Here is a 16081-nt window from a genome sequence, read left to right as displayed (position 1 = left end):
TGCCGATCAGCGCGTGGCCGCCTCGATGTCATCGAGCAGCCGCTGCGTGTCGGCGTCGCTCAGGTCGTGCACCGTCAGGCGCAGGTGCTCGGACGCCGGCGAGGTCTCGTCGATGCGGAACTCGTCGCCCGTGCGCACCAGCCAGCCGCGGCGCATCATGCGCTCGGCGGCGACCCGGGCGGGAACATCGAGCCGCACCCACAGGCTCAGTCCGTCGGAGGAGTGCGTGACGATGCCGCGCTCGGTGAGCGCTCGGGTGAAGGCGGCGTTGCGCGCGGCGTAGTGTGCAGCCGCCTCTTCGATGCGGGAGCGGATGCCGGGGTCGGCGAGCTGCGCATGAGCGAGGCGCTGCAGCAGGTGACTCACCCACGTCGTCCCCGGGTTCAGCCGCATCGCCAGACGTTCGGCCGTGGTCGGGTCGGTCGCGGCGAGCGCGAGGCACATGTCGGGCCCGAGGAACTTCGACACCGATCGCAGCAGCGCGTAGCGGCGGTGCTCGGGACCGATCAGCGACGCGTAGCGATGCGCGGAGAGCATCGAGAAGTGATCGTCCTCGATGATGAGCACGTACGGGTGCGGGCGCAGCACCTCGCGCAGTGCCTCGGCGCGGGCGGGGGAGAGGCTCACGCCGGTCGGATTCTGGGCGCGCGGGGTGCTGATGATGGCCCGGACACCGGCATCCAGAGCCGCCTGCAGACCTTCGACCGTCATGCCCTCGTCGTCGACGGGCACCGGCACCGCCCGGTAGCCGCCGAGACGGACGGTGTGGATGCTGGCCAGGAAGCACGGGTCTTCCAGCGCGACGGCGTCGTCGCGGGTGAGCGCCTGCGCCAGCAGCCGCTCGACCGCGTCGACCGCGCCGCTGGTGACGGTGATGCGCAGATCGTCACGTGGCAGGTCGGCGAGGATCCACTCGCGTGCCCACGCCTCCAGGCCCGGGTCGATGACCGGCTCTCCGTACAGCACGGGGCGCCCGACGATCCTGCTGAGTGCCGGGGTGGGGTCGGGGATGAGCCGCGGATCGGGGTTGCCCGATCCGATGTCGTGCAGCACGGTGTCGGCGGCGACCCCCTCCTGGGCGACGTGCTCGCCACCGGCGATCAGGGTGCCGCCGCGCCCGCGGGAGACGACGAGTCCCGCCTGCGCGAGCTGCCGGTACGCGGCGACGGCGGTGTTGCGGTTGACGCCGAGCACGCCGGCCAGCTCCCGTACGGGCGGGAGGGTGTCGCCGGGGCGCAGCATCCCGCGTTCCCGCAGCGCGCGCACGCTGTCCGCGATCTCGGCCGCGGTGGTCCCGGTGATCTGGACGTTCATCGTCTTGATTCTAGAGTGCTATGTTTTGACATAGGCCAAACAAATCTTTGTGTGCAACTGATTTCCAGGAGGACGGACCATGGCAGCCACCGAGAACCCCACCACCGGATCGCAGCGCGTCAAGCGCGGACTGGCGGAGATGCTGAAGGGCGGCGTCATCATGGACGTCGTCACCGCCGACCAGGCGAAGATCGCCGAGGATGCCGGCGCTGTCGCCGTCATGGCGCTCGAGCGCGTGCCGGCCGACATCCGTGCGCAGGGCGGCGTCTCGCGCATGAGCGACCCCGACATGATCGACAGCATCATCTCGTCGGTCTCGATCCCCGTCATGGCCAAGGCGCGCATCGGCCACTTCGTCGAGGCGCAGGTGCTGCAGGAGCTGGGCGTCGACTACATCGACGAGTCCGAGGTGCTCTCGCCCGCCGACTACGTGAACCACATCGACAAGTGGCCCTTCACGGTGCCGTTCGTGTGCGGTGCGACCCACCTGGGTGAGGCGCTGCGTCGCATCACCGAGGGCGCGGCGATGATCCGCTCGAAGGGTGAGGCCGGCACCGGCGACGTGTCCGAGGCGATGAAGCACATCCGCAAGATCCGCGGTGAGATCGCCGCCCTCGGCGCGCTGTCGAAGGACGAGCTGTACGTCGCGGCCAAGGAGCTGCAGGCGCCGTACGAGCTGGTCGCCGAGATCGCCGAGACCGGCAAGCTGCCCGTGGTGCTGTTCGTCGCCGGTGGCGTCGCAACCCCCGCGGACGCCGCGATGATGATGCAGCTCGGAGCCGATGGTGTGTTCGTCGGCTCGGGCATCTTCAAGTCCGGCGACCCGGCCGCGCGCGCGAAGGCGATCGTGAAGGCCACCACGTTCTACGACGACGCGAAGGTGATCGCCGAGGTCTCGCGCGGCCTCGGCGAGGCGATGGTCGGCATCAACGTCACCGACCTTCCTGCCCCTCACCGTCTGGCAGAGCGGGGCTGGTGACACGCGCATGACGCGAGATCGCGTGGGCGTGCTCGCGCTGCAGGGCGATGTGCGCGAGCACGTCGCCCTGCTCGAGCGGCTCGGTGCCGACGTCGTGCGCGTGCGGCGTCCCGAGGAGTTCGCGTTGGTCGACGGACTGGTCATCCCCGGCGGCGAGTCGACCGTGATCGACAAGCTGTCCCGGCTGTTCGGACTGCAGGATCCGATCCGGGATGCGATCCGCGACGGGATGCCGATGCTCGGCACCTGCGCGGGGCTGATCATGCTCGCCGACCGCATCGAGGACGCGATCGAGGGGCAGCAGACGTTCGGCGGCTTGGATGTCGTCGTGCGCCGCAACGCCTTCGGCCGGCAGGTCGAATCGTTCGAGGCGTCGCTTGATGTGCCCGAACTCGGTGCCGAGCCGGTGCGTGCGACGTTCATCCGCGGGCCCGTGGTCGAGCGGGTCGGCGAGGATGCGACGACGCTGGCCTCGCTCGCGGACGGCCGGGTGGTCGCGGTCGAGCAGGGCAACCTGATCGGCATCAGCTTCCATCCCGAGCTCGACGGCGAATCGCGGTTCCACGAGCGCTTCCTCGCGCACGTCGTCGCCCGCAGAGGATCCGCAGAGCGCACCGAGTCTCCGGCTGCCTGAAGCCGAACCGCTCAGGCGACGAGGCGGCGGATCGCCTCGACGGCACGGGCGATGTCGTCGTCGGTGGTCGCCCACGACGACATCGAGCAGCGCAGCACGGCGCGTCCGCGCCACTCCGCACCGGTCATCGCAGAAGTGCCCTCGGCGAGGATCGCCCCACCGAGGTCGCGGGTGGCCTGATCGGTGCCCAGGCGGAACATCACCTGCGTGTAGACCACATCGTTGAGCACCTCGACACCGGGGATCGTCGCGAGCCCCTCGGCCATGGTGAGCGCGTGGGCATGCAGCCGATCCACGAGCTGGGCGACGCCGGTCCTGCCCAGGCTGCGGATCGCCGCCCACGCCGGCACGCCCCGGGCCCGTCGCGACAGCTCGGGCGTGACGTCCCAGGGGTCCAGGCCCGAGTAGATCAGGTAGTCGCCGCCGGTGCGGAACGCGGCGATCGAATGCGCGGGGTCGCGCACGATCGCCATGCCGCAGTCGTAGGGCACGTTCAGCGTCTTGTGCGCGTCAGTCGCCCAGGAATCGGCATCCGCCATGCCTGCCGTCAGCGATCGCAGATCGTCGGATGCTGCCGCCCACAGTCCGAACGCCCCATCGACGTGCACCCACGCACCGTGGCTGCGCGCGATCGGGATCAGCCGCTCGAAGTCGTCGAACGCGCCGGTGTGCACCTCGCCCGCCTGCAGGCACACGATCAGCGGCCCCTCCTGACCCTCGAGGGCGGCGGAGAGGGCCTCGGGCAGCATCCGTCCCTGGTCGTCCGCGTCGACGACCGTCATCTGCGCGCGTCCGATCCCGAGATAGCGCGCCGCCCGGTCGATGGAACCATGCCGATCCGCGCCGATCACCAGCCGCAGCGGGGGAGCGGAGCGCATCCCGTTCTCGGCGAGGTTCCATCCGGCGCGCGCCAGCACCTTGGTGCGGGCGGCGGCCAGACACGAGAAGTTGGCGATCTGTCCGCCGGTGACGAAGCCGACGCTCGCGTCCGCGGGCAGATCCAGCAGCTCCAGCATCCACTTCCCCGCGACGCGTTCGATGGCCACCGTCGCCGGGGTCAGCAGCGAGGAGCCGGAGTTCTGATCCCAGGCCGAGACGAGCCAGTCCGCCGCCAGAGCCGCAGGTTGCGTGGCGCCGATCACGAATCCGAAGAAGCGGCCCCCGGGGATCGCGACCAGGCCCGGATCGGCGAGACGGGCCAGCTCCTCGATCACATCCGCCGGATCGGCGCCGGTCTCGGGCACCGGACCGCCGAAGGCCGCGATCATCTCATCCAGGTCCGCACGGGGCCAGACCGGCCGTGCATCGAGCGTCCCCAGGAACTCCGTCGCGCTCCGCTGCGCTGCGTCGAGGGCGCGAGCCCTGTCATCCATGGCGAAAGTCTCCCACCGGCGTGGTCGCCGGACAAGATCAGGCGGACAAGATCAGGCGGCCAGGATCAGGCGGCCTGGATCAGGAAGCCAGCGCGGCGACCAGGGCGATCAGCGGCGGCACGGACTGCCCGAGGGAACCGCGCCACAGGCGTCGGTCGCTCACGAACAGCACCAGCCCCGCCGCAGCCATCGATGTGCAGGTGAAGATCACCAGCGTGCGGCCGACGACATCGGCTCCCGCCAGCCACGCGACGGCGCCGACCACGGCGCCGATGGCGAGGAACAGGTTGTAGAAACCCTGGTTGAACGCCCACAGCCGCACGTCGTCATCGACGTCGGCGCGGCCCACCATCAGACGGCGGACGGCCGGCCTGCTCCACAGCAGGCTCTCCATCGCGAAGGCGGCCACATGGAAGGCCGCGCCGAGGAGGGCGAACACCACCGAGACGAGCACAGTTCGCAGTGTAGAACCGCGGTCATCGGCAGGACAATGGCCGTACAGCGTGCACTCCAGAGGGCGGGACGCCCTCGAATGGTTAGAATGGACGACGCCCTGGGCGCCGCCTCGGGGCGGATCACACGAGCGGAGACATATGTCCGGGCATTCCAAATGGGCCACGACCAAGCACAAGAAGGCCGTCATCGACGCGCGCCGTGCCAAGTCGTGGGCGAAGCTCATCAAGAACATCGAGGTCGCAGCCAAGCTCGGCGGCCCCGATCTCGCGGGAAACCCGACGCTCTACGACGCCGTCTTCAAGGCCAAGAAGATGTCGGTCCCCAAGGACAACATCGACCGTGCGGTCAAGCGCGGTGCCGGCATCGGCGGCGAGTCGGTCGAATACGCCTCGATCATGTACGAGGGCTACGGCCCCAACGGCGTCGCGCTCATGATTGAGTGTCTGACCGACAACAAGAACCGCGCGGCGGCCGAGGTGCGCACCGCGCTCAGCCGCAACGGCGGCACGCTGGCCGACCCGGGCTCGGTGGCGTACAACTTCAGCCGCAAGGGCGTCATCGTCGTCGGCTCCGAGGGCACGACCGAGGATGACGTCATGATGGCGGCCCTCGAGGCCGGCGCCGAGGAGATCGAGCCGCACGCCGACGGCTTCCAGGTGATCACCGAGGCGACCGACCTGGTCGCCGTGCGCTCGGCGCTGCAGGAAGCCGGCATCGACTACGAGTCCGCCGACGTCGAATTCGTGCCGAACCTCAAGGTCGAGATCGACGCCGACACCGCGCGCAAGATCTTCCGCCTCATCGACGCGCTCGAGGACAGCGACGACGTGCAGAACGTCTTCAGCAACCTCGACCTGTCGGCCGAGGTGCAGGCCGAGCTGGAGAACGACGAGGACTGATCCTCGCGTCCCGCTCGATGGGTTGCTGAGCCTGACGACACACCGGCCCTTCGACAGGCTCAGGGACCCAGACCGGTAGGGCGCGCCTGCGGGGGAGGATCCGGGGCGACTCGTAGCCTGGGGGAGTGAGTTCACTGCGCGTGCTGGGGATCGATCCCGGCCTGACCCGGTGCGGCGTCGGCATCGTCGATGTCGACCGCAGCAGGCGCGCCTCGCTCGTGCACGTGGGCGTCGTGCGGACGCCGCTCGACGCCGACCTTCCCGAGCGGCTCGCGGCCGTGGCCGCCGGCATCCGCTCGGTCATCGAGCTGCACCGACCGGATGCCGTGGCCGTCGAGCGCGTGTTCGCGCAGCACAACGTCCAGACCGTGATGGGCACCGCGCAGGCGTCCGGCGTCGCGCTGCTGATCGCCGCCGAGGCGGGACTGCCCGCGGCCACCCACACCCCCAGCGAGGTCAAGGCGGCGGTCACCGGGTACGGTTCCGCCGACAAGCGCCAGGTGCAGTCCATGATCGCACGCATTCTGCGACTGGACGCACCACCCCAGCCGGCGGATGCCGCGGATGCCCTGGCGATCGCCCTGTGCCACGCCTGGCGGGGCGGTTCGGCGGCGCCCTCGGCATCCGGATCCCTCACGCCCGCCCAGCGCGCCTGGGCCGAGGCCGAGCGCACCGCTCGCGGGCCGGCTCGTGTCGCTCGAACGAATGTACGACCTGCTCGATAAGGTGGAGCCATGATCTCCTCCCTGCGCGGCACGGTGCTGCACACGGCATCCGACCACGTCGTCATCGAGACCGGCGGCGTCGGGTTCTCGGTCTTCGTGCCGGCCGACGTCGCCCACATCGCCATCACGGGGGAGCAGCTGCAGCTGCACACCAGCCTCATCGTCCGTGAGGACGCGCTCACGCTGTACGGCTTCGTCGATCGCGACGAGCTCGAGATCTTCGGCCAGCTGCTGAGCGTCACCGGTGTCGGCCCCAAGTCCGCGCTCGGCGTGCTCTCGCACCTCACGGTCGATCAGATCGCCGAGGCCGTCACCTCCGAAGACGACGCGCCGTTCCGGCGTGTCTCGGGCATCGGCCCCAAGACGGCGAAGCTCATCGTGGTGCAGCTGGCCGGTAAGGTGCAGCCGCGGGTGGTCAGCACGCCGGCCGCCGCGGCCGTCAGCGGCGTGGCCGAGCAGGTCACCGCAGCGCTGGTCGGCCTGGGCTGGTCGGAGAAGATCGCCGCGGATGCCGCCGGCCAGGCGGCCGAGGATGCCACGGATGCCGAGCGCGAGTCCGTGCAGGCGCTGCTGCGCCGCGCCCTCGCCGCCATGAGCCAGCCGACCGCGGGCCAGGGAGCCAAGCGTGGCTGAGAACACCCGCGACGCCGCCGAGGCCATCGACGAGACCGAGCTCGCGATCGAGGGCGCGCTGCGCCCCACGAGCCTCGGCGAGTTCGTCGGGCAGCCGAAGGTGCGCGGCCAGCTGCAGCTGCTGCTCGAGGCGGCGCGCATCCAGGACCGCCCCGCCGACCACATCCTGCTGGCCGGACCTCCTGGCCTCGGCAAGACGACCCTCGCGATGATCGTGGCCCATGAGAGCGAGCGGCCGCTGCGGCTCTCCAGCGGCCCCGCCATCCAGCACGCCGGCGACCTCGCGGCGCTGCTGTCGAGCCTCACTCCGGGCGAAGTGCTCTTCATCGACGAGATCCACCGCATGGCGCGCTCGGCCGAGGAGATGCTCTACCTCGCGATGGAGGACTTCCGCATCGACATCATGGTCGGCAAGGGTGCCGGTGCCACCAGCATCCCGCTCGACCTCGCGCCGTTCACGCTGGTCGGCGCGACCACGCGCTCGGGGTTGCTGCCCAACCCGCTGCGCGACCGGTTCGGGTTCACCGGCCACCTCGAGTTCTACGACGAGGGCGACCTCGAGCGGGTCATCGCCCGATCGGCCGGTGTGCTGGGCGTCTCGCTGCCCGGCGACTCGCTCGCCGAGATCGCACGCCGCTCGCGCGGCACGCCCCGCATCGCCAACCGCCTGCTGCGCCGCGTGCGCGACTACGCACTCGTGCACGGGAAGCAGGGCGGGTCGGAGGCGTCGCTCGCCGACGTGCAGGCCGCGCTCGAGCTCTACGACGTCGACGCCATCGGTCTGGACCGCCTCGACCGGGCCGTGCTGGACGCTCTCGTGCGGCGATTCCGCGGCGGACCGGTCGGCCTGAGCACCCTCGCCGTGGCCGTCGGCGAGGAGGGCGAGACCGTCGAGAGCGTCGTGGAGCCGTACCTCGTGCGCATCGGTTTCCTCGGCCGCACACCGCGCGGGCGCATCGCCATGCCCGAGGCCTACCGGCATCTCGGCGTCGCGCATCCCGAGGGTGCCGCCTTGTTCGATGACCTATAATCGCTGAAGGCTTCCCGGCTGTCCGGATTCCCCCACGCACTGCCGCGTTCGGCGTGCACCTCGAAAGGCTCTCGCACTTATGGAAATCATCCTCTTCGGTCTGCTCGCCGTGATGCTCGTGTTCATGTTCCTGAACACCCGCAAGCGTCAGAAGCAGATGAAGGAGCAGCAGGAGGAGAAGGCCGCCAAGACGGTCCCCGGTGCGAAGGTCCTGCTGCAGGGCGGCCTGTACGGCACCGTCGTCTCCTACGACCCGGTCGACCTCGACAAGCCGGCCCAGATCGAGCTCGCTCCCGGCATGGTGATCGAGGTGCACAGCCAGGCGATCCTGCGCATCGTCGAGCCCACCGAGAACGTCACGGACGAGATCGACGACGAGAGCGACGACGAGGTCGTCGCCGAAGAGCCCGCTGCCGAGGTGGAGACCGGTGACGCCGACACCGCACCGGCCACCGGCGCGAAGGACGGCATCGAGTCGATCAAGGTGGAGACGCCGGAGGAGACCAAGGCGCGTCTCGAGCGCAACAACGACAACTGACGCGCAGCGTCACCCTCTCGCGGAAACGGAACCTCGTGGCATCCAATTCTCCGACCCGCCATGCCTGGCGGGTCCTCCTCGGTCTGCTCATCGTCACGGCGGTGTTCTTCGGCATCAACGCCCTCGGCGTGTACGTCTTCAAGACGGATGCCGGAGAGCCCGCGAGCTCGTGGGCCCCTGAACTCGCCCTCGACCTGCAGGGCGGCACGCAGATCATCCTCGCCGCGAGCACGCCCGACGGATCCGCTCCCACGCAGGAGCAGCTGAACCAGGCCGCCACGATCATCCGCCAGCGTGTTGACGCCTCCGGTGTCGCCGAGGCCGACATCACCACCGAGGGCGGCCGCAACATCGTCGTCCAGATCCCGGGACCGGCCGATCAGGAGACCCGCGACCGCATCCAGGCGAGCGCGAAGCTCGAGTTCCGCCCGGTGCTGCTGGCCACCGCCCCGTCGAACGAGTTCGTCGGGGACGACGGGAACGCTACGCCGTACCCGACGCCGGCCGAGACGCTGAATGCGACCCCGACAGCCAAGCCGACCGACGCCTCCGATCCGAACTGGATCACCGAGCGTCTGCAGGCCGAGCTGCTGGCCTTTGACTGCTCGGCCGAGCGCGACTCGAACGCACCAGAGGATCAGCCGCTGATCGCCTGCGAGGAGAACGGCGCCGCGAAGTACCTGCTCGGCCCGATGGAGATCGACGGCACCGTCATCACCGACGCCACTGCCGGTCGCGACCAGCAGTCCGGTGCCTGGACCGTGAACCTGACCATGAACGGCAAGGGCACGCAGGTCTTCGGCGACATCAGCCAGCGCCTGAACGCCAACCGCATCGCCGGCCTGAGCCCGCGCGACCAGTTCGCCTTCGTGCTCGACGGCACCGTCATCTCGGCTCCGGTCATGCAGGCGGCCATTCTCAACGGCAAGCCCAGCATCTCGGGCAACTTCACGCAGGACAGCGCCCAGGCGCTTGCCGACCAGCTCAAGTACGGAGCACTGCCGCTGAGCTTCGAGGTGCAGAGCTCCGACACGATCTCGGCCACGCTCGGCTCGCAGCAGCTGCAGTACGGTCTGATCGCCGGCCTGATCGGCCTCGGGCTCGTCGCGATCTACTCGCTGCTGAGCTATCGCGCTCTCGGCTGGGTGATCATCGCCTCGATCGCCGTGATGGGCGTGCTCACCTACATCATCATCGCGATCCTCGCCTGGCGGATGGGCTTCCGCCTGTCGCTGGCCGGTGTCGCGGGTCTGATCGTCTCGATCGGATTCACCGCGGACTCGTTCATCGTCTACTTCGAACGCATCCGTGACGAACTGCGAGACGGCAAATCGATCACGGCATCCGTCGAGGACGGCTGGGGCCGTGCGAAGCGCACGATCTATATCTCGAAGTCGATCAACATCCTCGCCGCGGTCGTGCTCTTCATCCTCGCCGACGCGACCGTGAAGGGCTTCGCCTTCACGCTGGGTCTCACGACCCTGATCGACGTGTTCATCTTCGTGATCTTCACGCACCCGGTGATGCAGCTGCTCGCCCGCACGAGGTTCTTCGGCGGCGGTCACAAGCTCTCGGGTCTGGATCCGGAGTCGCTCGGAGCCGTCTATCGCGGCCGGGCCCAGTACCGCGACGTGTCGCTTGCCTCCACCGGTCGCGCCGCCCGCAACCAGGGCGCACGCGGTGAGGCCGCCAAGCGCCAGACCATTGCCGAGCGCAAGCGCGCGGAGGCTCTCGCCGCTCAGGGATCCAAGGATGCCGGAAAGGACTCCGACGCCTGATGTTCTCCATGAATGAGTTCGGCAACAACCTCTACTCGGGCAAGACGTCCTTCCCGTTCGTCGGCAAGCGCCGCCTCTGGTTCATCATCGCGGTGCTGCTGGTCCTCGGCTCGGCACTGGTGCCGTTCATCCGGCCGATCCAGTTCTCGATCGAGTTCACCGGCGGCTCGCAGTTCATGATCGTCGACCCCTCGTCGACAGACCAGGATGTGGCCACCGAGGCCGTCCGCTCGGTGGTCCCCGGTGCCGCCACGAAGGTCGTCGTCGTCAACGGCAAGGACGTCCGCGTCCAGGCCGACCAGATGAGCACCCAGGAGACGCAGGAGGTCAAGGCCGCGCTGGCCGCCGCCTACGACGTCGAGCCGACCGAGGTCGCCGATTCCTTCATCGGCCCGGCATGGGGCGAGAACGTCACCCGGCAGTCGCTGTGGGGCCTGGCGATCTTCCTCGCCCTGACCTTCCTCATCCTGGCGATCTACTTCCGCACCTGGAAGATGTCGGCCGCCGCGATCATCGGTCTGCTGGACGTGCTGGTGATCACCGTGGGCATCTACTCACTGGCGGGCTTCGAGATCTCGCCGGCCGCCGTGATCGGGTTCCTCACGATCCTCGCCTATTCGCTGTACGACACGACCGTCGTGTTCGACAAAGTGCGTGAGAACACCACTGAGGATGCGAATCAGACCACGCGCACCTTCGGCGAGTCGGTGAACCTCGCGGTCAACCAGACGCTGGTGCGCTCCATCAACACCTCGGTCGTGGCGGCACTTCCGGTCGGCGCGATCCTGTTCATCGGAGCGTTCTGGTTCGGTGCCGAGACTCTGACCGACATCTCGCTGTCGATCTTCGTGGGCATCATCGTGGCCACCTACTCCACGCTCTTCGTCGCCGCCCCGCTGTACGCCGCGTTCCGCGAGAAGGAGCCGGCACTCGCCGCGCACGACGCGAAGGTCTACGAGACGCGCGAGCGCGCTGTCGCGAAGGCCTGACCCTGCGCGAGGACCGGGTCCTCCGGTCCCCGCGTAGGATGAACAACATCGCGCGACAGGAGCAGGGATGGCGGAATCGCAGGTCACTTCGCAGGGATCCAGCCTGCGCAGGCTGGTGCCCCGCATCTTCTCGCGCGCCCCGCGCGTCAACGACCTCGACAACCTCATCCGCACCGTCCGCGCCAACCACCCCCGCGGTGACCTCCCGATCATCGAGCGCGCGTACCGCGTCGCCAGGGAGAAGCACGAGGGTCAGGCCCGCCAGAGCGGCGAGCCGTACATCACTCACCCGCTCGCGGTCGCCCAGATCCTCGCCGAGCTCGGCCTCGGCCCTCGCGCCATCGCCGCTGCGCTCCTGCACGACACCGTCGAGGACACCGGGTACGCGCTCACCGAGCTGACCGAGGAGTTCGGCGACGAGGTCGCCATGCTCGTCGACGGCGTCACCAAGCTCGACAAGGTCAAGTACGGCGAGAGCGCCCAGGCCGAGACCGTCCGCAAGATGATCGTCGCGATGTCGAAGGACATCCGCGTGCTGCTCATCAAGCTCGCCGACCGGCTGCACAACGCCCGCACCTGGGGCTTCGTCCCGCCCGAGAAGGCGTCGCGCAAGGCCAAGGAGACCCTCGAGATCTACGCGCCGCTGGCCAACCGCCTCGGCATCCAGACGATCAAGTCCGAGCTCGAGGACCTCTCCTTCGCGGTGCTGCACCCGAAGATCTACGCCGAGATCAACAGCCTCATCACCCAGCGCACCCCGCAGCGCGAGAAGTACCTGCAGCAGGTCATCGAGGCGATCGATGAGGACCTGCGCGAGCTGCGCATCCGCGGCAAGGTCGTCGGCCGGCCCAAGCAGCTGTACTCGGTGTACCAGAAGATGGTCATCCGCGGCCGCGAGTTCGACGACATCTACGACCTGATCGGCATCCGCGTCCTGGTCAACTCGGTGCGCGACTGCTATGCCGTGCTCGGTGCGATCCATGCACGGTGGACCCCGCTGCCCGGCCGCTTCAAGGACTACATCGCGACCCCGAAGTTCAACCTGTACCAGTCGCTGCACACGACCGTCATCGGCCCGTCCGGCCGCACGGTCGAGATCCAGATCCGCACGCACGAGATGCACCAGCAGGCGGAGTTCGGTGTGGCGGCGCACTGGATGTACAAGGAGCGGATGAACGGGGGCAAGGTCGACCCGCGGCGCACCGACGCCGACATGGCCTGGCTCGCGCACATCTCCGACTGGCAGGCCGAGACCGCCGACCCCAGCGAGTTCCTCGATTCGCTGCGCTTCGAGATCGGTGCCAAGGAGGTGTACGTCTTCACTCCGAAGGGGCGGGTCGTCGGCCTTCCCGCCGGGGCGACGCCGGTCGACTTCGCGTACGCCGTGCACACCGAGATCGGGCACCGCACCATGGGCGCCAAGGTCAACGGGCGCCTCGTGCCGCTGGAGTCGGAGCTGAAGAGCGGCGACGTCGTCGAGGTGTTCACCTCGAAGAATCCGGATGCCGGCCCCAGCCAGGACTGGCTCAGCTTCGTCAAGAGCACCCGGGCGCGCAACAAGATCCGCGGCTGGTTCACGAAGGAGCGCCGCGAAGAGGCCATCGAACAGGGCAAGGAGTCCATCGCCCGGGCGATGCGCAAGCAGAACCTTCCGCTGCAGCGCCTGATGAGCCAGGAGTCGTTCGCCGAGGTCGCCCGTCAGCTGCGCTACGAGGACGTCTCGGCCCTGTACGCCGCCGTCGGCGAGGGGCACGTCTCCACGCAGTCGGTGCTCGAGAAGGTCACCGCGCTCGTCGCCGTCGAACCGGACACGAGCACGGGCGCCATCCAGCTTCCCGGCCGCGTCGCCCCGCGTGAGTCGCGCGGCGGCGATTCCGGCATCCTCGTGCGCGGTGCCTCCGACATCCTCGTCAAACTGGCCCGCTGCTGCACCCCGGTCCCCGGCGACCCGATTGTCGGCTTCGTCACGCGCGGCAGCGGCGTGTCCGTGCACCGCCAGGACTGCGTGAACGTGAAGGCACTCGGCACCGACTCCGAGCGCTTCGTCGAGGTGGAATGGGCACCGACCACGAAGAGCGTGTTCCGCGTGCAGATCCAGGTGGAGGCCCTCGATCGGGCGGGACTGCTGTCGGACGTCACCCGCGTGCTCAGCGAGCATCACGTGAACATCCTCTCGGCGACCGTGTCGACGACGGATGAGCGCCTCGCACTGAGCCGCTTCGTCTTCGAGATGGGCGACTCCGTGCACCTGGACCGCGTGCTCAACGCGGTGCGCCGCATCGACGCCGTCTACGACGTGTACCGCGTCACGACCTCCTGACCGGCAAGCCAACCGCCCGGCCATCGGCCCGGCCACCCGGCTGGCCGGGCACCGCTGCGATGACGGCTTGGAGGATGTGCTCCGCCCTGCGACGTCCTGGCCGCCGTGGCATCCTCGTGAGGGCTTCCTGCAACGGCGGGATCAGTTCCCGGCGGGCGCTCAGCAGAGCCTGCAGCCACCGCCGCTCGTCACCCGGTGCGGGCAGCGTCGCGGCGAACAGCAGCTCCACTGCTGTGGGCAGCGGGGCGATGACGCTGACCCCGGCGATGACCTGGACATCCCGAGGCTCCGCCGCGCGCTCGTGGTACACGACTCCCTCGGCCAGCCTGACCCGCTGCCTGGTGGCACTCAGCCGGCGCACGTGATGCAGATGCGGCCGCTCGTCACCCGCTCCATGGATCCAGGCGGCCGTCGGACCGCACGCCGCCATCCGGGCGGGCACGAGGTGCGCCACGCCGGTGGCCCTGGCATCCGCGCCCTCCACGGTGTCGACGGGCATGTACCCGTCGCCGACCTCGATCAGCAGTCCGTCCAGCCGGGCGGCGCCGAGCTCGGCGAGGGACAGTCTCTCGCCGGGACGGTAGAACAACGCGGGATGCACGCTTAACAGTGTGAGCCGCGCCACCCGGTGACGGGCGAGCGCGGCTCACACTGTGGATAACCGGACGGATCAGCCGCCGAGGGCGCTGAGCCAGGCGCGACGGGCGCTGAGAGCCTCGGTCGCCTCCTTGACGGCCCTGGCATCACCGGACTTCTCCGCAGCAGCGAGCTCTGCCTCGAGGCGCTCGATGGCCTCGACCAGCTGCGAGCTCATGTCGTTCGCCCGCGCCTTGGTCTCGGGGTTGTTGCGCTTCCAGTCGACGTCCTCGCGAGACTTCAGCCCCTGCTCGATCGCACGCATGCGGTCGTCGAGCGCACGCTCCTTCTCACGCGGGAAGATGCGACCCACCTCGTCCCACTGACGCTGGATGCGCGTGAGCAGCGAGCGGGCGCGCTTGAGGTCGGCCTCGTCGGCGACGGCCTTGGCCTCGTCGAGCAGCGCCTCGCGTGCCTCGATCTTCGGAGCCGAGTCGGCCTCTTCAGCGGCGGCCTGCTCGGCGCGTGCGGCGTAGAGGGCGTCGCCGGCGGCCTTGAACTTCGCCCAGAGCGCGTCATCCGCCTTGCGACCGGCGCGGCCGGCGGCCTTCCACTCGTCGAGCAGGTTGCGGTACGCCGGGATGCCGTCGACACCACGCGGGGCCAGGGCCTCGGCGCGCTCGACGAGGCGGGACTTCACGTCACGCGCGGCGCGATGGGTGTCATCGAGGTCGGAGAAGAACGCGCGTCGCGCCTTGTCGACAGTCGAGCGCGCATCACGGAATCGCTTCCAGAGCTGCTGTGCGGTGCCCTTGGGCAGGCGGGGACCGTTCTGCTGGTGCGCCTGCCAGGCGTCGAACAGCTCGGTCATCTCGGCAGTGACCTGCTTCCACTGCACCTTGGCGAGATCGCGGGCGGCGATCGCCTCCGCCTTCTCGGCGATCTCGGTGCGCTCGGCGATGGCGGCGTCCAGCGCCTCCTTCGCGGCCTGAGCCTCCTGCGCGGTGGCCTCCGAGAGCGACGCGACGAGCGTCTCGATGCGGGTGCGGAGGCCGGCAAGGTCGCCGACGGCGGCCGCGCCGTTCACCTCGCCCAGCAGGTGCGTGGCCTGCTTGGTGAGATCGGATGCCGAGCTGCCGCCGCCCTGGGCGCGGGTCTCGAGCGTGCCGAGCTTGACGGCGAGGTCATCGAACTTGCGGGCGTAGTACGCCAGAGCCTCGTCGGCGGTGCCGTCGGGGTACTGACCGACCGGGCGCCAGTCGTCGCCCTCGCGCACCTCGACGGTGCCGTCCTCGGCGACGCGACCCCACTCGGACGCGTCCGAGACGACGGGGGCGGGAGCGGCCGCAGCCGGAGTCGTGGTGATGCGCGGCATGGGCTTGCGCGGCGGCGCGGGCAGCGGCGGGGTGGGCTTGGGTGCGTTGTCGTCGGACACGGTGTGATCTCCTTGCGCGGTCGTCCCGCGGGAGTGGAAAAGGACTCTGCTCAGCCTAGTTCACTCGTCAGGGGTCTGCGTGGGCGAGGGCGAGGGCGACTCGCCGGTCGTCGGCGTGACCAGTGGCGTCGGCGCCGGCTCGGACGGCGACGGCGCAGGGGCCGACGGCGCGGGCTCCGGCGCTGTCACCTGGGCGTGCACGGTCTGGCTGACGACGGCACCGATGACGATGAGGCTGCCCGCGACCGCGGCGATGACCGTGTCGCGACGACGACGCGTCTTCTCCTTGCGATTCCACGCCGTCCGCGCGGCATAGAGCCGGGCGCGTTCGGCATCCGTCCTGGTGCGCTGCGCACCCCGCGAACCGCGTACCGCCATCGTGTTCCTTCCTGACCGGTGGAG

The 16081-nt window shown here is 69.5% G+C and carries 16 protein-coding genes; 10 read left to right on the top strand and 6 right to left on the bottom strand.

Annotation, left to right across the window (positions count from 1 at the left end; translation table 11 throughout):
- Positions 1 to 6: 6 nt before the first annotated feature.
- Positions 7 to 1314 carry an aminotransferase class I/II-fold pyridoxal phosphate-dependent enzyme gene (locus H7694_RS07830; RefSeq protein WP_193598938.1) on the bottom strand — a complete coding sequence of 436 codons (1308 nt, stop codon included), beginning with the start codon at positions 1312 to 1314 and terminating at the stop codon, positions 7 to 9.
- Positions 1315 to 1393: 79 nt separating this feature from the next.
- Between H7694_RS07830 and pdxS the strand changes: the two genes are divergently transcribed.
- Together pdxS and pdxT are read left to right on the top strand one after the other, a co-directional pair.
- A complete protein-coding gene (gene pdxS / locus H7694_RS07825) occupies positions 1394 to 2293 on the top strand; it encodes a pyridoxal 5'-phosphate synthase lyase subunit PdxS (protein WP_193598937.1) in 900 nt (299 codons plus the stop codon).
- 7 nt (positions 2294 to 2300) lie between these two features.
- Entirely contained in the window at positions 2301 to 2927 is a 627-nt protein-coding gene (gene pdxT, locus H7694_RS07820; RefSeq protein ID WP_193598936.1) for a pyridoxal 5'-phosphate synthase glutaminase subunit PdxT, read from the top strand.
- 11 nt (positions 2928 to 2938) lie between these two features.
- Here the strand turns inward: pdxT and H7694_RS07815 are convergent, their stop codons facing one another.
- Positions 2939 to 4300, bottom strand: a complete 1362-nt coding sequence (locus tag H7694_RS07815; RefSeq protein ID WP_193598935.1) for a pyridoxal phosphate-dependent decarboxylase family protein — start codon at positions 4298 to 4300, stop codon at positions 2939 to 2941.
- A gap of 79 nt (positions 4301 to 4379) precedes the next feature.
- Positions 4380 to 4754 (bottom strand): DUF1304 domain-containing protein, encoded by a 375-nt coding sequence (locus H7694_RS07810; protein WP_227468345.1) that lies wholly within the window; start codon positions 4752 to 4754, stop codon positions 4380 to 4382.
- 139 nt (positions 4755 to 4893) lie between these two features.
- Here H7694_RS07810 and H7694_RS07805 point away from each other — a divergent pair, with 139 nt between their 5' ends.
- The 8 genes from H7694_RS07805 (at position 4894) to H7694_RS07770 (ending at position 13668) form a co-directional block, all read left to right on the top strand.
- Positions 4894 to 5655, top strand: a complete 762-nt coding sequence (locus H7694_RS07805) for a YebC/PmpR family DNA-binding transcriptional regulator (protein ID WP_193598933.1) — start codon at positions 4894 to 4896, stop codon at positions 5653 to 5655.
- 125 nt (positions 5656 to 5780) lie between these two features.
- Positions 5781 to 6380 carry a crossover junction endodeoxyribonuclease RuvC gene (gene ruvC, locus H7694_RS07800; RefSeq protein ID WP_227468344.1) on the top strand — a complete coding sequence of 200 codons (600 nt, stop codon included), beginning with the start codon at positions 5781 to 5783 and terminating at the stop codon, positions 6378 to 6380.
- A 9-nt stretch (positions 6381 to 6389) separates the two neighbouring features.
- Entirely contained in the window at positions 6390 to 7013 is a 624-nt protein-coding gene (gene ruvA / locus H7694_RS07795) for a Holliday junction branch migration protein RuvA (RefSeq protein ID WP_193598932.1), read from the top strand.
- Positions 7006 to 8043, top strand: a complete 1038-nt coding sequence (gene ruvB, locus H7694_RS07790) for a Holliday junction branch migration DNA helicase RuvB (RefSeq protein ID WP_193598931.1) — start codon at positions 7006 to 7008, stop codon at positions 8041 to 8043. Before ruvA ends, ruvB begins: the two co-directional genes overlap by 8 nt.
- 79 nt (positions 8044 to 8122) lie before the next feature.
- Positions 8123 to 8581, top strand: coding sequence for a preprotein translocase subunit YajC (locus tag H7694_RS07785; RefSeq protein ID WP_193598930.1), 459 nt, complete (start codon positions 8123 to 8125; stop codon positions 8579 to 8581).
- A 35-nt stretch (positions 8582 to 8616) separates the two neighbouring features.
- Positions 8617 to 10359, top strand: coding sequence for a protein translocase subunit SecD (gene secD, locus H7694_RS07780; RefSeq protein WP_193598929.1), 1743 nt, complete (start codon positions 8617 to 8619; stop codon positions 10357 to 10359).
- On the top strand, positions 10359 to 11348 hold the full coding sequence (secF, locus tag H7694_RS07775) for a protein translocase subunit SecF (protein ID WP_193598928.1): 990 nt from the start codon (positions 10359 to 10361) through the stop codon (positions 11346 to 11348). The genes secD and secF overlap by 1 nt, the downstream gene beginning before the upstream one ends.
- Positions 11349 to 11415: 67 nt before the next feature.
- Positions 11416 to 13668 carry a RelA/SpoT family protein gene (locus H7694_RS07770; protein ID WP_193598927.1) on the top strand — a complete coding sequence of 751 codons (2253 nt, stop codon included), beginning with the start codon at positions 11416 to 11418 and terminating at the stop codon, positions 13666 to 13668.
- On the opposite strand, the gene H7694_RS07765 is transcribed toward H7694_RS07770, so the two are convergent.
- The 3 genes from H7694_RS07765 to H7694_RS07755 all read right to left on the bottom strand — a co-directional run bounded on the left by H7694_RS07765 (position 13655) and on the right by H7694_RS07755 (position 16057).
- Positions 13655 to 14269, bottom strand: a complete 615-nt coding sequence (locus H7694_RS07765; protein ID WP_193598926.1) for an SAM-dependent methyltransferase — start codon at positions 14267 to 14269, stop codon at positions 13655 to 13657. The genes H7694_RS07770 and H7694_RS07765 overlap by 14 nt on opposite strands.
- Before the next feature lie 69 nt (positions 14270 to 14338).
- Positions 14339 to 15619: a DUF349 domain-containing protein gene (locus H7694_RS07760; protein ID WP_193599130.1), complete on the bottom strand. Its 1281-nt coding sequence runs from the start codon at positions 15617 to 15619 to the stop codon at positions 14339 to 14341.
- Between the two features lie 120 nt (positions 15620 to 15739).
- The gene (locus H7694_RS07755; RefSeq protein ID WP_193598925.1) at positions 15740 to 16057 is read right to left on the bottom strand and encodes a hypothetical protein; all 318 of its coding nucleotides are present in this window, start codon (positions 16055 to 16057) and stop codon (positions 15740 to 15742) included.
- Between the last annotated feature and the right edge of the window lie 24 nt (positions 16058 to 16081).

The organism is Microbacterium sp. YJN-G, from assembly GCF_015040615.1.
Lineage (GTDB): Bacteria > Actinomycetota > Actinomycetes > Actinomycetales > Microbacteriaceae > Microbacterium.
The sequence above is the reverse complement of the archived record's forward strand: the minus strand, read 5'-3'. Positions and strand labels throughout refer to the sequence as shown.